Here is an 18,602-nt window from a genome sequence, read left to right as displayed (position 1 = left end):
GTGGCCGTCCCCAAGAGGAAAACCACCCCCAGCAAGCGCGACATGCGGCGCGCCAACCACGACAAGGTGACCCCCGTCCAGCTCGTCTCTTGCGAGAACTGCGGGGAAGCCCGGCTCCCGCACCGCGCCTGTGGCGCATGCGGGCACTACAACGGGCGCAAGGCGAAGGCGACCAAGGCGACCGCGGCCTCATGACGGGCGCGGGTGCGCCGGCGCGCGCGAACGCTGCGCCCGCGCACCTGGGCGCGGCGCCGGCTCGCGCGGACGCGCGAGGGGCCGTCGCATGAGCTCCCCGCAGCCGAGGAGCCGCATCCTCGGGACGGGCAGCTACGCGCCCGCCCGAGTCGTGCACAACACCGATCTCGAGAAGATCGTCGACACCTCCGACAGCTGGATCAGCGAGCGAACGGGGATTCGTCGACGTCATATCGCTGCCGAGGGAGAGCTCACGAGCGACATGGCCGCCGCGGCCGGCCGCTCTGCGCTGGAGGCCGCCGGGCTCTCGGCGGCTGACCTCGACATGATCATCGTCGGGACGATCAGCGGCGACACCCCGATGCCCTCCTGCGCCGTGTACGTGCAGCAGAAGCTCGGCGCTCAGGAGATCCCCGCGTTCGACATCTCGGCGGCCTGCGCGGGCTTCGTCTACGGCCTCACGATCGCCGATCAGTTCATCGCGAACGGGGTGGCCCGGCACGTCCTCGTGATCGGCGTCGAGCTGCTCTCGCGCATCCTGAACTGGAAGGATCGCACGACGTGCGTCCTGTTCGGCGACGGCGCGGGCGCGGTCGTGCTCGGGCCTGCGTCGGGCGACGGCAGGGGCATCATCTCGACGCGGATCTTCAGCGACGGCACGCTCGCGAACTCGCTGGTCATCCCGGGCGGCGGCACGGCCGAGCCGCTGACGCCCGAGGGCATCGAGCAGAGCCGCAACAAGGTCCACATGGTGGGGCAGGACATCTTCAAGGTCGCCGTAAAGAACCTCTCCAGCGCCTCGCTGATCGCGCTCGACACGGCGGGCATGGCGGCCGGCGACCTGGACTGGGTCGTCGCCCATCAGGCGAACCTGCGGATCATCAGCCAGGTCGCCGCGCGGCTCAGCCTCCCTCTGGAGAGGTTCGTGCTCAACATCGAGGAGTACGGCAACACCTCGAGCGCATCGATCCCCATCGCCCTCGACGAGGCGGTGCGCGACGGGCGCATCAAGCCGGGGCAAAACGTCCTGTTCTGCGCGCTCGGCGCCGGCATCTCCTGGGGCGCGTCCGTCATCCGGATGTGAGCGGGCCATGCGCGTGTGCCCGCGTTGCGGTCGAGGTCTGCGCGTTAGCTTGAGCTCGCCGGGCGATCCGGCCTGAGGTAGTCTCGCGCGCGCCGGCCGCATGACGTGGTTCGGGGGACGGACGACGTCCGCCTCCCTGGCTTGGAATTGAGGGCAAACGTGAAAATCGCTTGGCTGTTTCCAGGGCAAGGGGCGCAAGAGGTGGGGATGGGCAAGGCCCTCGCGGAGGTCTCGGCGGCCGCGCGCGGCGCGTTCGCGCGGGCGGACGCGGCGCTCGGCGAGCCGATCTCGCGGCTTTGCTTCGAGGGGCCGATGGAGGCGCTGACGCAGACGAGCAACACCCAGCCCGCCATCGTGGCGACGAGCTGCGCCGTGGCCGCGGCCCTCATCGAGCACCTGCCCAACCTCGATCCGCCGCTGTACGCGGCTGGCCACTCGCTCGGCGAGTACAGCGCGCTGGTCGCCGCCGGCGCGCTAGAGATCGAGGATGCGGTAAGGCTCTGCCGGATCCGGGGCAGCGCCATGCAGGAGGCCGTACCGGCGGGCGAGGGGGCCATGGCGGCGCTCATCGCGCTCGACCAGGAGGTGGTGCTCGCGATCTGCGCCGAGGCGGCGCAGGGCGAGGTGGTCGCGCCGGCGAACTACAACGGGCCGGGGCAGATCGTGATCGCCGGGCACGCCGGCGCGGTCGCGCGCGCGGGCGAGCTCGCCGTCGCCCGCGGCGGCAAGGCCATCCCGCTCAAGGTGAGCGCTCCGTTCCACTGCGCGCTGATGCGGCCTGCGGCCGAACGCTTGCGCCCCGAGCTGGAGCGCACGCAGCTGATGCCGCTCGCCTTCCCCGTGATCGCGAACGTCGACGCCGCGCCGAACGCCGATCCGGAGCGGGTGCGGTCGCTCCTCCTGCGCCAGATCGATGGCACCGTGCAGTGGATGCGCACGATCGAGCGCATGGCAGAGGATGGCGTGACGCACGCCCTCGAGATCGGCCCTGGCAAGGTGCTGGCCGGGCTGGTGAAGCGGATCACGAAGCAGATCAAGGTGCTCAGCGTGAGCGACATGGCGGGGATTGAGCGCGTTAGCGCGTTCCTTTCGGAGGCATAGGCATCGATGTTCGACCTTACGGGCAAAGTTGCGATCGTCACGGGTGGATCGCGGGGAATCGGGCGTGCCGCGTCGGAGGCGCTCGCGGCGCAGGGCGCGCACGTGATCGTCAACTACGTGCGCGGAGAGGCCGAGGCGCGCGCGGTCGTCGATGCGATCACCGCGCGCGGCGGGAAGGCCGAGGCGCTCGGGTTCGACGTCGCGGACCTGCCGGCGACGGAGGCGGCCATCGCCGAGGCGGCGAAGCGCCTTGGCCGGCTGGACATCCTCGTCGCGAACGCGGGGATTGCGATCGACGGACTGCTCCTGCGGATCAAGGAGGAAGACCTCGATCGCCTCTTCGCCGTGAACGTGAAGGGCTCGATCGCGTCCGCGCGCGCGGCGACCAAGGTCATGATGCGCGCGCGCACGGGCCGCATCGTCTTCCTCTCCAGCGTTGTGGCGGAGATGGGCAACGTCGGCCAGGCGGCCTATGCCGCGACGAAGGCGGCCCTGCTCGGCGTGACGAAGTCGCTCGCCCGCGAGTACGCGGGGCGCGGCATCACGGTCAACGCCGTGGCGCCCGGGTTCATCGACACCGACATGACGACGACGATCAGCGCGGAGATGAAAGAGGGGCTGACGAAGATGGTCCCGCTCGGGCGCACGGGCCGAGCCGAGGAGGTCGCCGCGGCGATCGCATTCCTATGCTCCGACGAGGCAAGCTACGTGACGGGCGAGACGCTGCGCGTCAACGGCGGGATGTACGTGTGAGAGCGCTGGCTTGAGGACCCCGGCTGCCAGGCGTCACGCACAGCGGCAAACCAGGCGCACACGAAAAAAGCGGTCGCAGGTAATTCGATGGTGCAACGCTGATGGCGATGGGCTACTAGGGGTTCCGTTTTCCCGGGAGGAATACCATGGCTGAAGGTCGCGACATCACGGCCGAAGTAAAGCGGATCATCAAGGAACAGCTCGACGTCGACGAGAAGGACATCAAGCCTGAGGCGAGTTTCATCGACGATCTGGGCGCCGATTCGCTGGGCCTGGTGGAGCTTGTCCTCGCGTTTGAGGAGGCGTTCGAGATCGACATTCCGGACGAGGACACGGAGAAGATCCGGACTGTCCAGGACGCGATTGACTACATCGAAAGGAATGCCAAGGACAAGAAGTAGCGTCCCCACCGCCCTACCGGACGCGGCGTCACCATGGAGGTGGGTTGGCGCGTGAGCCAGCGAAGGCTCTGCTCTTCGCCGATGCACGTGCTCTCACCTCTGTGGTGGCGCTAGGGCAAGAAGAGCCATGGAACGCGTTGTCATCACCGGTATCGGGCTCGTCACGCCCAATGGCCTCGGCACCCAGGCCACCTGGCAATCTTTGCTAGCTGGTCAGTCTGGTATCGCACCCATCACCCTCTTCGACGCGAGCACGTTTCCCACGCGCTTCGCCGGCGAGGTGAAGGGCTTCGTGCCGGAAGAGTACATCCCCAAGAAGAAGGTGAAGGAGATGGGCCGCTTCGCCCAGCTCTCCGTCGCCGCATCGCAGATGTGCATGCAGGACGCGGGGATCGAGCTCACCGACGAGGACCGCGATCAGTGCGGCACGTTCATCGGTGTCGGCCTCGGGGGCCTCGAGTACCTGTTCCAGCACTCGATCACGCTGCACGAGAAGGGCCCCCAAAAGGTCAGCCCCTACTTCATCCCGACGGTCATCGCCAACCTCGCCGCAGGGCAGGTGGCGATGGCGCTCGACCTGCGGGGCGCGAGCTACTGCAACACGAGCGCGTGCTCGTCGAGCGCGCACTCGCTCGGTGAGGCGTTCGAGTGGATCCGCCGAGGTCGCTCGCACATCATGCTCACGGGCGGCGCGGAGGCGACGATCACCGGCCTCGGCATCGGCGGCTTCTGCGCGATGTTCGCCCTCTCGAGGCGCAACGAGGAGCCGCAGCGGGCGAGCCGCCCCTGGGACAAGGGACGCGACGGCTTCGTCTGCGCCGAGGGCGCCGGGTCGCTCCTGCTCGAGTCGCTCTCCCACGCGAAGAAGCGCGGCGCGAAGATCTACGCAGAGGTCGTCGGGTACGGCGCCTCGTGCGACGCGTACCACATCACGAAGCCGGCGCCCGACGGCGCTGGGGCGCAGCGAGCGATGAAGATGGCGCTCGACGACGCCAAGCTCGCGCCCGACGCGATCGACTACATCAACGCTCACGGCACCTCGACCCCGCAGGGGGACATCGAGGAGACCCGGGCGATCCTCAAGACCTTCGGCGATCACGCGGCGTCGAAGCGCCTCTGGGTGAGCTCGACGAAGTCCGCGATGGGCCACCTGCTCGGGGGCGCAGGTGGGGTCGAGGCGGCGGTCTGCGCCCTCGCGCTGCGCCACGGCGCGGTGCCGCCGACGCTCAACCTGGACGATCCCGACCCCGAGTGCACCCTCGACTACGTCCCGTTCACCTCTCGCGAGCGCCGCATGAAGCACGTGATGTCGAACTCCTTCGGCTTCGGCGGCACCAACGTGTCGCTCGTGTTCTCCCAGTTCGACGGCTGATCGCGCGCCGCGCCGGATGGCTCGATGAAGTGCCCATTTTGCGGCCATCTCGAGGACCGGGTCATCGACTCCCGCGCTGGCGGCGCGGGTGAGGTGATCCGGCGCCGGCGCGAGTGCGCCTCGTGCGAGCGCCGCTTCACGACGTACGAGCGCGTCGAGGACATCCTGCCGACGGTCGTCAAGAAGGACGGTCGGCGCGAGTCGTTCGACCGGCAGAAGCTCGTGCGAGGGCTCCGGATCGCATGCAACAAGCGGCCCGTGTCCACCGACCAGATCGAGGCCATCGCCGACGCGATCGAGCGCGAGGCGCAGGAGTCCGAGCGGCGGGAGATCTTGTCGACCGAGCTGGGCGAGCGGGTGATGAACCACCTGCGTACCCTCGATGAGGTCGCCTATGTCCGGTTCGCAAGCGTTTATCGTTCCTTTCGGGACATTGACCAGTTCATGGTCGAGCTTGGCAAGCTTGTGAAGGCCAAGGCGCCCTAGTAGATCCGGCACTTCGATGTCTGCGAAGCCCCCCAGCCCCGATCCCGAGCTCGACGTCGCGATGATGCGCCTCGCCATCGAGGAGGCGCACAAGGCGATGCCGTCGCCGAACCCCCCGGTCGGCGCGGTGGTGCTGAACGCTGCGGGGGAGGTCGTCGCCGTCGCGCACCACGCGCGCGCGGGTGAGGACCACGCCGAGGGGCTGGCGCTCGCGGCCGCCGGCGACGCGGCGCGTGGGGGGACGCTCTACGTCACGCTGGAGCCCTGCAACCACGAGGGGCGTACGCCGCCCTGCGTGGACGCGATTCTGAGCGCCGGCATCAAGCGCGTCGTCGTCGGCGCGCCCGATCCGAACCCCGCGGTGGTCGGCGGCGGGGCGCAGCGGCTCAGCGACGCCGGGCTCGCCGTGGAGCTCGGCGTCGCCGGCGCCGAGGCTCGCGCGCTGATCGCGCCCTGGACCAAGTTCATCACGACAGGCATCCCCCACATCGCGCTCAAGCTCGCCCTGTCGCTGGACGGCCGCATCGCGACCCGCACGGGGGCCTCGAAGTGGGTCACCGGCCCCGAGGCGCGCGCCAAGGTCCAGGAGCTCCGCTCGCGGCACGACGCGGTGGCGATCGGGATCGGCACGGCGCTCGCCGACGACCCTCGGCTCACCCTGCGCGAGCCTGCGCTCGCGCCCGGTGGGCGGAGCCCCATCCGGCTCGTCTTCGACACGCGGCTCAGGCTGCCGCTCCACACGCGCCTCGCCCAGACGGCGCGGGAGGTGCCGACCTGGGTGCTCACGGGCGCCGACGCGCCCGAGGAGGCGGAGCAGGTGCTCGTCGACGCTGGCTGCATCGTCCTGCGCGCCCCGACCTCAGCCGAGGGCCGGGTCGACGTGACCGCCGCGATGCGCCTCTGCGCCTCCCAGGGGATCGTCTCCATCCTGGTCGAAGGAGGCGCCGAGCTCGCCGGCAGCCTGCTCGCGTCGCGCCTGCCCGACGAGCTGCACGCCTTCGTCGCCCCGATCCTGCTCGGCCCCCGCGGCCGGCCGGGCGCGGTCGACTGGGCGGGCCCGGACACGCCAGGCGACGCGCCCCGGATCGTCGATCCACGCTGGGAGCTCTGCGGCCGCGACGCGTACGTCAGCGGCCCTCTCGCCTTCCCGGCGCGCAGCTGATCGGCGCGCCCGGGCAGGTCAGCTCGCGGCTTCTGCTCCGCGCTTCTGCATCTTCCGCTGGACGATGCGCTTCTTGAGCGTGCCCATCCGGTCGATCATCAGCACGCCGTCGAGGTGATCGAGCTCATGCTGGATGGCCACGGCGAGCAGGCCGTCGGCCGCGATCTCGAACGTCGCGCCGTCGCGCCCGCGGGCGCGGACGGTGACGCGCTCGGCCCGCTTGATGTCCTCGCTGATGCCAGGGAACGAGAGGCACCCTTCGGGGCCGGTCAGCTGCCCCTCTTGCCGCACGATCTCCGGGTTGATGAACACGAGGAGGTTGCTCGGCTCGTTGTCCGCGGCGATGTCAACGAGGAAGACGCGGTGTGGCTCCCCGATCTGCGTGGCCGCAAGGCCGACGCCGGGCGCCGCGTACATGGTCTCAGCCATGTCGTCGATAAGCTTCGTGATTTCGGGCGTGATGTCCCCGACCGGCTGTGCCTTCTGACGCAGGCGCGGGTCGGGATAGTGGAGGATGGTGCGGATGGCCATGGCTACTGAGCATCATAACCTCCGTTCCTAGCTGGCGCCCGTCAAGACGCTCTCCTCTCGCGTGTTGCGTGGGTTGCGCGTCGGTTGCGCGTACTTCGCGCTGGCCACGCTGGCCAGCCTTCGCGCGGCCAGCCGCTAGCGATTTCGCCGGAACGAGGTCGACGTATCGACGCTGAGCCCGCGGGACTGAAGATCTTCCACGATGTCCGGCACCAGCCCGGAGGGGTGAAATGTCCCCTCGAGCGCGCCGCCGGCGGCCGTCCGCTCGACCACGAAGGTGAAGACGTCGCGAATGGCGATCTGCCCGCCCTCCACCGCGAGCTCCGCGATGCGGAGCACCCGGTGGCGACCGTCGCGGAGCAGCGCGATCTCGATCGCGAGGTCGAAGGACGAGACCAGCCACTCGCGCGCCGTCTCTGGCGTGATCCCGGGGCGGGTCGCGGCGATGTCGGCGGGGAGCCTCGTCACTGCCTGCCGCAGCGTCGGCGCCCGGGAGGCCGCGAGCACGCCGTCCATGCCGCCGCCGATGGCGTCCACGATTTCGGCCGCGACGTGGCCAGAGAACGAGCTCACCACGACCCGCTCCGGCCGGATGCGTACGGCCGCCCGCACGGCCCGGGTGCGTTCGTCCGTCGTGGCCCCGAGCGCGATGGACAGCGTGTTCGGCTGATCGAGGGCGAGCTCGTCCTCCTCCTGGAGCACCACGAACCGGTCGTCGGGCTGCGCCGCGGTAGCGAGCGCGCCGAGCAGCCAGCCCGTCCCGGCGTCCCGCGTCCCGGTGACGAGGAGGTTGCCGCGACCGAGCACGCACTGGGCGAGCAGCCCGGCCATCGCGCGCGAGATCGTCCCGTTGCGCACCAGGTCGTCCAGCGTGACGTCGGGGCGCTGCGGCTTCCGGATCACCAGGGTGGAGGTCGCGGCCGGCGGCAGCACCGCGAACAGGCGGCGCCCTTTCGGCAGGGTCCGCTCGACGAAGCTCGCGCCCGCCTCGATCGGCTGGCCGGCTGCCATGCAGAGCCGGCGGATGGCCCGGCCGACCGCGCGCTCGCTGCTGAACCCGACCTCCGCGATGACGCGCCTGCGCCCGTGCATCGCGATGACGTGGTCGTACCGGAACACCTGGATCTCGCTCACCTCGGCGTCTTCGAGCAAGCGGTCGAGCGGGCCGAGCGAGAGGAGCTCCCGCTGCGCGTCGGCCACGAGCGCCTCGACGTCGATCTCGGGGGGGAGCTCGCCTGCCGCGCGGAGCGCCTCCGCGCCCGCCGAGGTCGCCTGCGCGATGCGCTGGGCGAGCGCGCTGTCCGGCGGCGCGCCGCTGTCGAGCGGCGTGAGATCGACCACGTCGGCGAGCCGGTCCATCAGGCGCCCGAGCGCCCGGCGGTGCGCCACGGCTTGCATCGAGTCGCCCTGTCCCCGGTCGACCCGATCCGAGACGGGTGGGATGGCGCGCCGGCTCGGGATGGGGACCACGCTCGGATGGACGGCGACGTTCGAGGCGCCCTGCGGCGACAGGGCGGCGGTGCTCGTTGTGCTCTGTGCAGGCAGCGGGGTCGCGGTCGCGTACGGGCGCGGCGCCTGGGGGGGCGGGGTGGCGGCGTTGACGGCGCGGCCGTCGCGCGCCGGCGGTGCGGTGGTCATCGCCGGGTGCGCAGGCAGCGGCGGCACGGACGCACCGCCCTGCGGGCCCGGCGTGAGCGGCGGACGAGGCGAAGGGATGCGCGGCGGACCGGGGACAGGGATGGCCGCGGCCGCGTCGACCGACTCGTCCGGATCGTTCTCGAGGGGAAAGTGGCTGATCACGCCCTGGCTGGTGCGCGACGGCTCGCCCCTCTCGTTGATCAGCGGCAACGGCGCCGACCGGTGCAGCCCTTTGTCGGCGGACGGCGGCGGCCCGCGATCGGGCAGAGGTCCCGGCTCGCCGGACATCTCTTCCGGCGCGCGCGGAGGCGCCGTGCTGTCCGGAGGGGCCGTTCCGGCCGTCGCCGTCTCGATCCGCAGCACGAAGTCGCCGATGTAGATCTTGTCGCCTTCGCGAACGATCGTCGCCTGAGCGATCTTCCGGCCGTTGACGTACGTGCCGTTCGTGCTCTTGAGATCGGTGACGATGAAGCGCCCGTCGCGGAAGAGCAGCCGAGCGTGTCGCTTCGACACGTTGCCCTTCGGCAGCATCAGGTCGTTGCCCTGCACGCGGCCGACGTTGATCTCTGTCCGGTCGAAGGTTTCGCGGCGCTCCGCGCCCCCTTTCTCGCTGATGATCACCGAGAACATCTCGTCGCCTCGCGGGGCCAGGGCGGAGGTGAGACCCGATGCCCTCGCCACGCCATACGAGCAAGCTCGAACAGACATGTCAACGAGATGCCTTCGATTCCTGCTCCCGGGCGGCGAGCGGCCTCGAGCCCGGGACTGCGCCGCCTGCGCCCCCTGAGCGCACGGGGCGCGGTGCAGGTCGAGCGCGCGATGCCGGTCCCGGGATCGAGCCGCCGCGCTGTCGCGCCAGCGCGCGCAGGAGAACGTCGGCGAACAGGCTGAGCCGGTGCCGCCGGGTGCGTGATGTCCTTCGAGCAGGTCGCCTGCTCCGCTGCGACGCTCGATCGATGTTCTCGGCAAAAGCTCGGCGAGCGCCTGGCCTGCGCTCGGAAAGCGCCCGGAGCGCGCTGCGTCGCTCGCTCCCACGGCGCGCGCAGCACGAGGAGCGCGCCCGAGTCGCCGCGCCATTGCGGCGGAGGCCAGGAGCACGGCTGCCCGACGTGCGAGGCTCGTTGCGTGACATGCCGAAGCCCTCACGGACCACGACACGCCCTGCGCGGGCCGAAGGACAAGGTTCTTCGATAAGAGCGCAAATCTTGACGGCTGCGCGAATTCTGCTTCGCACCCCACGGCGCGCCGACACCGCGCGTGATCGTGTACTCGCCGTCAGGATCCGCTGTACGGCGCGAAATTCTCATCGGCGGCTGCTGCAACCGGAGACTGCCGGTGAAGCGGTACTGCCTCGCGCAAGCGCTCGGCGAACCATCATCGCTGCTTGACCTTGGCGCATCGAGCCGTTTACGTTGGCGCCCGCTCGGACCGGGGAGAATCGTCGAAGTCGCCGCGCATGCACATCAACCAGCGGCTGGGCAGCCGCCCTGCGCAAGCTGGATCTGTCTACGAGGGGGGTTTGCTGCATGCAGCCAAGCCCGCATCGGAATCAGGGACCGCAGCCGTGGTCACCTCCCGACTGCCAGCTTGCGCGCCTCGGGTATCGACGAGCTCTGAAGTGGAGGAAATATGGCAGTTGGCAAGGTTAAGTGGTTCAACGACGAGAAGGGTTGGGGCTTCATCAAGCAAGAGACTGGCCCCGACGTCTTCGTTCACTATTCGCAGATCAACGGGGAGGGGCGCCGCCGTCTGTTCGAGGACGAGACCGTTGAATTTGAGATCAAAGAAGGTCCCAAAGGTCTGCAGGCGGTCAACGTGATCCGCGCCACCGCCTGACTTTCCTCCTGACCAGAGCCCCACCGGACTGCCCGCGCTGCGCCCCCGCTGCGCTCGAGTCACGGCATTGCCGAGCCCCGAACATCGCGCGCCCGCCTGGACGGTCCTGCGTGCGGCGGATGGATTGCGCGCGGCTCCGGTGGGGCGCTCGGCCGAGCGCCGAGCTCATCGCTCGGGGACCGGGACCTCGCGGAACGCGTCTTGACCCGGGACGAAGCGGTGCGACGTGATGCCCCCGATCGTCCCCGCGTCGTCGATCTCGTAGACATTGAACCCGGCCATCCGTTCGTCGCTGTCGTGAAGGAGCGAAGCGCTGGTGGCGCCCACGGCGTCGATGTGACCCCGCTCGGTGTGCAGCTTGCGGTGAATGCGCCGGTGCAGGTGCCCGTGCAGCAGCAAGCCGCGGCGCACCTGCCGCAGCAGCCGCCCCTCAGCCGCGGCATCACCCAGGCCTTCCAGCAACGTCTTCGCCCGGCTCGCCGGGTTATGGAAGGGGTGGTGCTGAAGCACGACCGGCGTTCGCCGCCGGACCTCCGGGTGCGCTAGCGCTCGCTCGAGCGCGCGCAGCTGGACCGGGCCGAGCCGCCCCGATGCCACCAGCGGGGGACGCGGCCAGGCGGTCGACAGGCCGATGATCGCGACGGGCCCGCGCAGGTGCACGAAGGGGAACGCCGAGCCTCCGCCATCGCGGGTGGCCTCACCGTCGTCGCTCTTCCCAGGCGCGTCGAGGACGAGGTCGGAGCGCAGGTACGGCGCGAAGTACTGAGAGAAGCGCTGCGAGCGGTGCGCGCCCTTCGTGTACGCGTCGTGGTTCCCCGGGACGATGCTCACCCGCTCGGGCGGAAGGCCGAGACCGCTCTGCAAGAAGTCGCGGACCAGGACGAACTCTCGTTCGAGCGCGAGGTTCGAGACATCGCCGGTGATGACGACGTGGTCCACGCCGAGCCGCCGTATCTCCCGCGCCGCTGCGTGCACCGCGTGCGGCTTGTGGATGGCGTGGCGCCGGAAGCGGAGGTTGAGGTAGCCCGTGAGACGCTTGTTCAGGAGCCGGAACGGGATGGCCCCCTCGAGGGAGAGGAGGTGCAGGTCAGAGAGGTGCGCGATCCTCACGGCCGCAGTATGGGCTCTTCCGGCGCGGCGGCCAACCGCCGCGCGCCTCGGCCAGCGCAGCGGCCAACCGCCGCGCTCCTCGGAGCGCTCGTCGCGCGCCCGCGCCTCGGCTCGAGCGTCGCCCGCCGCGGCTCAGGCGTCGCGCGCGCAGCGGAAGCCGCGCCACGCACGGCGGCTTGTCGGCGAGTCGTGCCCCCGCGCGGCGCCACGCAGCCAGGGCCGACCCAGGATGTAGCTTCCGCCGCGCAGCACGCGCTCCTCCCCCATGTCGGGCCCCCGCGGGTTCTTCGCGCTGCCGCTTGGATACTCGGGATGGTAGTAGTCAGCGACCCACTCCTCGACGTTGCCGGCGAGGTCGTCGATGCCGTCGGGCGTGCGGCCGGCCACGAGCGATCCGACGGGCGCGAGCTCGAGGAAGCCGTCGCCGTCGTCGAGCTCGTCGAACGACAGCCTCCCGTGGTTCGCGTGGAATGGGTTGTAGACATGGCCCCAGGGGTAGCGGCGCCCGGCCACGCCACGCGCCGCCCGCTCCCATTCGGCCTCGGTCGGCAGGCGACCGCCGGCCCAGACGCAGTAGCGCTGCGCGTCGCTCCACGAGACGAGCACCACCGGAACCTCGGGCCGATCGAACCGCTGCCCGCCGGAGGCGTACGGAGGTTCGGCGCAGACGCCGGCCGAGACGCACCGGCGGTAGCTCGCGACGGTCACCTCGGTTCGGTCGATCCAGAAATCCGACAGGTACACCTCGTGGGGCACGAGCTCGTTCGCGAAGCTCGCCTCGGTCTCGTCGACGCACAGCTCACCGGCCGGCTCGAGCTTGCAGAGCGTCACCGCGTGCGCGATCTCGACCTCGCTCGATCCCATCATGAAGCTCCCCGCGCGCACGAGAACGGCAGGCGGACCGGGCGCGCGCAGCGCGACGACGCTCGCGGGCGAGCGCGCGGGCTGGCCCGCGGCGGCCGCCGAGAGCGCGGCCTCCGCCCGCGCCGGGAGGCGCGGGGCGCGCCGCGCGCGGGGGGGTGGAGCGGCCACGCCGGCCAGGGAGAACGCGACGAGCGAGGCCACCGTGGCCAGCGTGAAGAGGGCCGCCGGACGCATGTCGGAGACGTAGCATGCTCCAGCCTCGCGGACTGTTTTCGCCTCTTCCGACTTCGCTCGATGCGGCGGTCAGTCGTCTCGGACGTGATGACCGCAGCGGGCCGCCTGGTCGAGCATTCGACCCTGCGCCGCGCGGCGCACTTTTGCGGCGCGCCGCGCGACGCGCCGCAAAAGTGCGCTGCGCGCCGAGGAGCGATAGACTCGAGGGGCTCGATGTCAACCCTTATGGACAACGCGAACACGGTGAGCGCGGAGGTCGACGCCGCGGTGATCGAAGCGCTGCATGAGGCGCTCGAGAGCGGAGAGCTCGTGCTCTTCGTGGGGGGAGGCATCTCGGCCGCGGCCGGGCTGCCGACGTGGCGTCAGCTCGTCGACCTGCTCGTCGAGAGGGTGCGCGAGCAGACCAGCGACGAGGTCGCGATCGCCGAGGTCGCGTCCCTCGCGCGATCGCAGCGCTACAGCGAGGCGCTGGGCGCGGCGGAGCAGGCGCTCGGCCCAGCGGAGTTCAACGCGTTCGTCGAGGATGCGCTCGACGACGAGGGGCTCGAGCCGCCGCGGATCGCGATCGCGATCGCCGCGCTGCGAGACAAGCTGCGCGCCGTGCTCACCACGAACCTGAACCACCTGCTCGAGCGCGCCTTCGGCTTCGAGTGGGACACCATGTGGCGCGTCACCGACGAGGTCGCGTGGCGGCGGCGGTTCATCCTCAAGCTCCACGGCACGCTGAAGGAGCCGCACAGCTGGGTGTTCGCGCGCGAGCGCTTCCTCGCGTCGATCGCGCCGCCCGACGTGCGCAAGTCGCTCACGACCGTGCTCTCGCGGTGCCCCGTGCTCTTCATCGGCTTCGGGCGCGCCGACGGGAACTTCGACGAGATGCTGGCGGACATCCACGCGCTCTCGGGCGCCTCGCCGCCGCCCCGCTTCGTCATCGCCCCGGGCTCGAGCCTGACGCCGCTCCGCCGCAAGACGCTCGCGGACATGGGGTTCCTGCTCCTGCCTTACGACACCCCCGACGGCAGCCACGACCGGGTGCTCGCGATCCTGGAGCGCACGTGCGCGCCCCGGCCGCGCGCGATCACGTCGCGCGGCCGCTCGATCCTTCCGCCCCCGATCCCCGATCTCGAGCTCCCGCCCTCGTCGTCGCCGCTCGGCGCGCCGTACGATCTCCCGCCGGACTCGGCCGCGTACGACGACACGGTCACGATGACGGGGGCGCTCGGAGCGTCGCGGCGCGAGCGGGTCTCCGAGCCTCCCGCGAGCCCGATCGAGGTCTTCTTCTCGTACTCGGAGAGCAACCGCGAGCTGCGCGACAAGCTCGAGACGCACCTCGCCATCCTCAAGCGGAAGGGCGTCATCCGCGGCTGGCACGACGGCGAGATCGGCGCTGGCGAGGAGCGCGACACGGCGCTGGCCGAGCACCTCGAGACCGCGAAGGTCATCCTCCTGCTCATCAGCGCGGACTTCCTCGCGTCGGACTTCTGCTACGACGTCGAGATGCAGAAGGCGATCGAGCGCCACGAACGGGGTGAGGCGCGCGTCATCCCCGTCATCCTCGACGCCTGCGACTGGGAGGGCGCGCCCTTCGGCAGGCTGGGCAGCTTGCCGCGGGGCGGGCGCCCGGTGACGAGCTGGGTCAACCAGAGCGAGGCGTTCACGGACATCGCAAAGGGCATCCGAAAGCAGGTCGAGCAGCTCACCCAAAACCCCTCCTGAGCTCACCGAGCGCCGGCGCCCAGCCGGTGAGCCATTCAGAGGTGCCACCGCCGCCCGGGATCTGGAGCGTCCCCGCGTCGACCAGCCGGAACCTGGCCGCGCGCGACGATCTGCTCGCCGAGATCGGCGCCGCGCTCGCCAGGCGCGGCGTGGCGCCGCTCTGCGGGCTCGGCGGCACCGGCAAGACGAAGCTCGCGATCGAGTACGCGTACCGCAACGCCGGCGCCTACGACACCGTCTTCCTGATCGACGGTCAGAGCCAGGCGACGATGGACGCCTCCTTCGTCACGCTCGCCGCGGAGATGAGGCTGCCCGAGCACGAGCAGCTGGATCCCGCGCGCGCGGTCGGCGTGGTGCGCAGCAAGCTCGGGCGCCGCGGTCGCTGGCTCCTCCTCTTCGATGGCGTGCGCGACCCGAGCGAGGTCGAGCCCTACATCCCGAGCGTCTCCCACGGCGGCCACATCCTCACGACGTCGCAGAACCCTATCTGGCGCGGTCTCGCGACGGTGAACGTCCGCGGCATCGAGCGCGCCGAGTCGGTGCGCTTCCTGCTCCAGCGCACGGGCGAGACCGACGCGGAGTCGGCCGACGCGCTCGCAGAGGAGCTCGGCGATCTGCCGCTCGCCCTGGCGCAGGCCGGCGCTTACATCGAGGAGACCGGACGCCCGCTCGCGGAGTACCTCGCCCTGTTCCGGCAGCGGCCGGCCGCGCTCCTGGAGCGCCCCGTCAGCTTCCCGGTGACGGTCGCGACCGCCTGGGAGAGCTCGCTCGCGGCCGTGTTCAGCCACCAGGCAGCGGCGGAGCTCCTCAGCTTGTGCTCGTTCCTGCCGATGGACGCGATCCCTCGGCGGTCGCTCGGCGAATACGATCCGCTCGCGCTCGACGACGCCATCGCGATGCTGCGCCTGCACTCGCTGATCGAGGTGCGGCCGCACGCGCTCAGCGTCCACCGCCTCGTGAAGATCGTCGTCCGCAACCAGCTGCGGCGGGACGATCGGCGGCGATGGATGGAAGCGGCGCGCCGCATCGTTCAGGCTTCCGGCCGGATCTCCCCGAGCACGGAAGAGGAGCGCGAAGGTAGGACGGAGCCGGAGTCGGGGTAAGGCAAGCCCCCCACGAGACGATGGAGGTTCGACCCGCATGTACCCGCCGAGTGCGACAACTACCGTCTCTTCCTGGGTCTTTTCCGACCGCGTATTCTCGTTGCGCGTCAGGTCCGTCGTGAGACTTTAAGGCCCGCGAGAGGAACTATGGTTGCCTTGGCGACGAGCCCCGCCGATGTGTTCTTCTCCTACTCACCGAGGGACGAGGACCTGCGGCCCAAGATCGAGACCCACCTCGACGCGCTGAAGCGGCAGGGGGTCATCCGGAATTACCAGGGCTTCGCGCTCGGCGGAGGGAGGGAGCGGCGAGAGGCGACCGCGGCGAGGCTGCGCGAGGCGCGGGTCGTGCTGCTGCTCGTGAGCGCGGATTTCCTCTCCACCGACGCGTGGCTCTCTCCGGAGATGCGAGACGCGATCGCTCGCCACGAGTCCGGCGAGTGCCGGGTCATCCCCGTGATCCTGCGGCCCTGCGCCTGGGAGAAGACGCTGCTCGGCGAGCTGCAGCCGCTGCCGAGCCGCGCGCGGCCCGTGACGAGCTACCCCAACCAGAGCGAGGCGTTCACGGAGATCGCGAAGGGGATCCGGAGCGCCGTCCGCGAGACGGAGCCGCCGACGCAGCGGCCGACCGCTCGAAGGCCGTCGAGCTCGCCCGACGCGGAGCCTCACATCAAGAAGCTGCCGCCGCGGAACCCGGGCTTCACCGGTCGCGACCAGCTCCTGAGCGAGCTGCGGAGCACGCTCACCACGGGGGGGCCCGCTGCGCTCACGCAGTCCATCAGCGGCCTCGGCGGCGTCGGCAAGACGCAGCTCGTCGCCGAGTACGCGCACCGGTACGCGAGCCAGTACAGCGTCGTCTGGTGGATCCGCGCCGAGGAGCCGGCCACGGCGGCCGAGGACTTCGCGCGCCTCGCCGCGGCCCTCGACCTGCCAGAGCAGAACGAGGCCGACCAGCGGATCGCGATCGAGGCGGCCCGGTCGTGGCTGTCGCGCAACGACAGGTGGCTCCTCATCTTCGACAACGTGAACGACCCGCAGGACGTCGCCCCGTACCTCCCGCACCCGCGCACCGGGCACATCCTCATCACCTCGCGCAACCCGAGCTTCCGCGGCATCGCCACCCCGCTCACCGTGCCGGCGCTCGATCGCGCCGACTCGGTGAAGTTCCTGCTCGATCGGGCCGGGCAGAGCGACGCGCGCGCCGCGGAGAAGCTCGCCGAGACGCTCGGGGATCTCCCCCTCGCGCTGGTGCAGGCGGCGGCGACCATCAAGGAGACGGGCTCGTCCATCGCGACCTACCACGCCGCCTTCGGTGATCACCAGCGCGGGCTCCTGCTCCGCGGCATGCCGATGGACTACCCGACGCCGATCGCCACGACCTGGGGCCTCGCGTTCCAGGAGGCGCAGCGCTTCTCGCCCGTCGCGGTCGACCTCTTGAGCCTGTGCGCGTACCTGGCGCCCGATGACATCCCGCGCGAGGGCCTCGCCGACGCCGCGCCGCACCTGCCGGCGGCGCTCGCGGAGGCGCTGAGCGATCCGCTGATGCTCGACGAGGCGGTCGCCGCGCTCCGCCGCTACTCGCTCATCGACGTGCACGAAGGCGCGCTCTCCGTGCACCGGCTCGTCCAGGCGGTGGTCCGCGATCGCCTCTCGCCCGAGGATCGGAAGGTGTGGGCCGAGGCGGCGGTCCGGCTCGTCGACCACGCGTTCCCGGAGAGCAGCGACGAGGTGGAGACGTGGCCCTTCTGCGCCCGATGGCTGCCGCACGCGCTCGCCGCGGCGAGCCAGGCCGAAGCGCACGACGTCGCGCGGGAGGTGCGCGGGCGGCTCCTCGCCCGGTTCGCCGTCTACCTGCAGGGGCGCGCCGCGTTCGCGGAGGCGAAGGGGTACCTGGAGCGGGCGCTCGCGCTCCACGAGGCGGTGTTCGGCCACGACGATCCGAAGGTCGCGGCCGTGCTGCGCAGCCTCGGCAGCGTCCTCCACGACCTCGGCGATCTCGGCGGCGCGCGGGCGCACCTGGAGCGCGCGCTGGCCATCGACATCGCGAGCTTCGGCCCCGATCACCCGGACGTCGCGCGCGACGTGAACGACCTCGGCAGCGTGCTCATGGATCAGGGCGATTTGCCGGGCGCCCGCAAGCACCTGGAGCGCGCCCTCGCCATCGACGAGGCGACGTACGGCCCCGACGATCCGAGCGTCGCGATACGGCTCAACAACCTGGGCGCCCTCTTCCGCGACCTCGGCGACTTCGCGGGCGCGCGCGTGCACCTCGAGCGGGCGCTCGCGATCGACATCCGCGCCTACGGCCCGGACCACCCGACGGTCGCGATCGGGCGCACGAACCTCGGTCGGCTGCTCCACGATCTCGGCGACCTCAAGGGAGCGCGCGAGCAGTTCGAGGAGGCGCTCAAGATCGATGAGCACAGCTACGGCCTCTACCACCCGCGCTTCGCGCTCGCTCTGAACAACCGCGGGCGCGTGCTGCGCGATCTCGGAGACCTGGCCGGGGCGCGCGCCGACTTCGAGCGGGCGCTCGCGATCGTCGAGGACACCTACGGGCCGGATCACCCGGACGTGGCGCGCGACATCAACAACCTCGGCAGCGTGCTGCGCGACCTCGGCGATCTCGAGGGCGCGCGAGCGAACTTCGCGCGCGTGCTGAAGATCGCCGAGGCGACGTACGGCCCGGACCACCCGGCGGTGGCGATCGGCTGCAACAACCTCGGCAGCGTGCTGCAAGCGCTCGGCGAGCTGCCCGGGGCGCGCGAGCAGCTGGAGCGCGCGCTCGGCATCGCGCAAGCCACGTACGGTCCGGATCACCCGGTCGTGGCGAGCATCGTGAACAACCTCGGGCGCGTCTTGCAGGCGCTCGGCGATCTGTCGGGCGCGTGGCAGCAGATCGAGCGCGCCTTGGCGATCGCCACGAAGGCGCTCGGGCCGTCGCACCCGTCCGTGCAGATCTTCTCGCGGAACCTGGCGCGCCTCGGCGACGCCCTGGGGAGCAGCGCCGAGGCGACCTGAG

Annotated in this window: 16 protein-coding genes; 12 read left to right on the top strand and 4 right to left on the bottom strand. The window is 70.9% G+C overall.

All coding sequences use genetic code 11. From position 1 onward, the window contains the following. From rpmF to ribD, 8 genes are all read left to right on the top strand, one after another. Positions 1-195, top strand: coding sequence for a 50S ribosomal protein L32 (gene rpmF / locus WME95_RS21540; protein ID WP_012236448.1), 195 nt, complete (start codon positions 1-3; stop codon positions 193-195). Between the two features lie 88 nt (positions 196-283). Beyond that, positions 284-1,279 carry a beta-ketoacyl-ACP synthase III gene (locus tag WME95_RS21535; protein WP_437554284.1) on the top strand — a complete coding sequence of 332 codons (996 nt, stop codon included), beginning with the start codon at positions 284-286 and terminating at the stop codon, positions 1,277-1,279. A gap of 159 nt (positions 1,280-1,438) precedes the next feature. Beyond that, entirely contained in the window at positions 1,439-2,380 is a 942-nt protein-coding gene (gene fabD / locus WME95_RS21530) for an ACP S-malonyltransferase (RefSeq protein ID WP_437554282.1), read from the top strand. Positions 2,381-2,386: 6 nt separating this feature from the next. Then, positions 2,387-3,133: a 3-oxoacyl-ACP reductase family protein gene (locus WME95_RS21525; protein WP_012236445.1), complete on the top strand. Its 747-nt coding sequence runs from the start codon at positions 2,387-2,389 to the stop codon at positions 3,131-3,133. A 146-nt stretch (positions 3,134-3,279) separates the two neighbouring features. Next, complete coding sequence (gene acpP / locus WME95_RS21520) at positions 3,280-3,534, top strand: acyl carrier protein (protein ID WP_012236444.1); 255 nt, start codon at positions 3,280-3,282, stop codon at positions 3,532-3,534. A gap of 127 nt (positions 3,535-3,661) precedes the next feature. Continuing rightward, positions 3,662-4,906 carry a beta-ketoacyl-ACP synthase II gene (gene fabF, locus WME95_RS21515; protein WP_437910342.1) on the top strand — a complete coding sequence of 415 codons (1,245 nt, stop codon included), beginning with the start codon at positions 3,662-3,664 and terminating at the stop codon, positions 4,904-4,906. Positions 4,907-4,930: 24 nt separating this feature from the next. After that, complete coding sequence (gene nrdR, locus WME95_RS21510) at positions 4,931-5,392, top strand: transcriptional regulator NrdR (RefSeq protein WP_012236442.1); 462 nt, start codon at positions 4,931-4,933, stop codon at positions 5,390-5,392. Positions 5,393-5,408: 16 nt separating this feature from the next. After that, a complete protein-coding gene (ribD, locus tag WME95_RS21505; RefSeq protein ID WP_437910340.1) occupies positions 5,409-6,554 on the top strand; it encodes a bifunctional diaminohydroxyphosphoribosylaminopyrimidine deaminase/5-amino-6-(5-phosphoribosylamino)uracil reductase RibD in 1,146 nt (381 codons plus the stop codon). Between the two features lie 18 nt (positions 6,555-6,572). Here ribD and def read toward each other — a convergent pair whose 3' ends face one another. Both def and WME95_RS21495 read right to left on the bottom strand, forming a co-directional pair. Then, positions 6,573-7,085 (bottom strand): peptide deformylase, encoded by a 513-nt coding sequence (def, locus tag WME95_RS21500; protein ID WP_437300843.1) that lies wholly within the window; start codon positions 7,083-7,085, stop codon positions 6,573-6,575. Between the two features lie 135 nt (positions 7,086-7,220). After that, positions 7,221-9,353 (bottom strand): ATPase, T2SS/T4P/T4SS family, encoded by a 2,133-nt coding sequence (locus tag WME95_RS21495; protein ID WP_437910338.1) that lies wholly within the window; start codon positions 9,351-9,353, stop codon positions 7,221-7,223. Between the two features lie 999 nt (positions 9,354-10,352). Between WME95_RS21495 and WME95_RS21490 the strand changes: the two genes are divergently transcribed. Continuing rightward, positions 10,353-10,559 (top strand): cold-shock protein, encoded by a 207-nt coding sequence (locus WME95_RS21490; protein ID WP_012236438.1) that lies wholly within the window; start codon positions 10,353-10,355, stop codon positions 10,557-10,559. Positions 10,560-10,724: 165 nt separating this feature from the next. On the opposite strand, the gene WME95_RS21485 is transcribed toward WME95_RS21490, so the two are convergent. Next, positions 10,725-11,669, bottom strand: coding sequence for a metallophosphoesterase family protein (locus WME95_RS21485; protein WP_437554272.1), 945 nt, complete (start codon positions 11,667-11,669; stop codon positions 10,725-10,727). A gap of 132 nt (positions 11,670-11,801) precedes the next feature. After that, positions 11,802-12,767, bottom strand: coding sequence for a formylglycine-generating enzyme family protein (locus tag WME95_RS21480; protein WP_437554270.1), 966 nt, complete (start codon positions 12,765-12,767; stop codon positions 11,802-11,804). A gap of 213 nt (positions 12,768-12,980) precedes the next feature. Between WME95_RS21480 and WME95_RS21475 the strand changes: the two genes are divergently transcribed. The 3 genes from WME95_RS21475 (at position 12,981) to fxsT (ending at position 18,601) form a co-directional block, all read left to right on the top strand. Next, positions 12,981-14,480 (top strand): SIR2 family protein, encoded by a 1,500-nt coding sequence (locus tag WME95_RS21475; RefSeq protein ID WP_437554268.1) that lies wholly within the window; start codon positions 12,981-12,983, stop codon positions 14,478-14,480. A gap of 26 nt (positions 14,481-14,506) precedes the next feature. Beyond that, on the top strand, positions 14,507-15,583 hold the full coding sequence (locus tag WME95_RS21470; RefSeq protein WP_437554266.1) for an ATP/GTP-binding protein: 1,077 nt from the start codon (positions 14,507-14,509) through the stop codon (positions 15,581-15,583). 147 nt (positions 15,584-15,730) lie between these two features. Then, entirely contained in the window at positions 15,731-18,601 is a 2,871-nt protein-coding gene (gene fxsT / locus WME95_RS21465) for an FxSxx-COOH system tetratricopeptide repeat protein (RefSeq protein ID WP_437910335.1), read from the top strand. The last annotated feature ends 1 nt before the right edge of the window (position 18,602 follow it).

This window comes from Sorangium sp. So ce327 (assembly GCF_051530205.1).
GTDB lineage: Bacteria > Myxococcota_A > Polyangia > Polyangiales > Polyangiaceae > Sorangium > Sorangium cellulosum_B.
This window is presented reverse-complemented; position numbering and strand designations above follow the sequence as displayed.

Excerpts from the sequence above, each read along its gene's own strand:
- WME95_RS21535 (WP_437554284.1), top strand. The coding sequence starts at position 284 with ATGAGCTCCCCGCAGCCGAGGAGCCGCATCCTCGGGACGGGCAGCTAC.
- WME95_RS21525 (WP_012236445.1), top strand. The coding sequence starts at position 2,387 with ATGTTCGACCTTACGGGCAAAGTTGCGATCGTCACGGGTGGATCGCGG.
- acpP (WP_012236444.1), top strand. The coding sequence starts at position 3,280 with ATGGCTGAAGGTCGCGACATCACGGCCGAAGTAAAGCGGATCATCAAG.
- fabF (WP_437910342.1), top strand. The coding sequence starts at position 3,662 with ATGGAACGCGTTGTCATCACCGGTATCGGGCTCGTCACGCCCAATGGC.
- nrdR (WP_012236442.1), top strand. The coding sequence starts at position 4,931 with ATGAAGTGCCCATTTTGCGGCCATCTCGAGGACCGGGTCATCGACTCC.
- ribD (WP_437910340.1), top strand. The coding sequence starts at position 5,409 with ATGTCTGCGAAGCCCCCCAGCCCCGATCCCGAGCTCGACGTCGCGATG.
- def (WP_437300843.1), bottom strand. The coding sequence starts at position 7,085 with ATGGCCATCCGCACCATCCTCCACTATCCCGACCCGCGCCTGCGTCAG.
- WME95_RS21495 (WP_437910338.1), bottom strand. The coding sequence starts at position 9,353 with ATGTTCTCGGTGATCATCAGCGAGAAAGGGGGCGCGGAGCGCCGCGAA.
- WME95_RS21490 (WP_012236438.1), top strand. The coding sequence starts at position 10,353 with ATGGCAGTTGGCAAGGTTAAGTGGTTCAACGACGAGAAGGGTTGGGGC.
- WME95_RS21480 (WP_437554270.1), bottom strand. The coding sequence starts at position 12,767 with ATGCGTCCGGCGGCCCTCTTCACGCTGGCCACGGTGGCCTCGCTCGTC.
- WME95_RS21475 (WP_437554268.1), top strand. The coding sequence starts at position 12,981 with ATGTCAACCCTTATGGACAACGCGAACACGGTGAGCGCGGAGGTCGAC.
- fxsT (WP_437910335.1), top strand. The coding sequence starts at position 15,731 with ATGGTTGCCTTGGCGACGAGCCCCGCCGATGTGTTCTTCTCCTACTCA.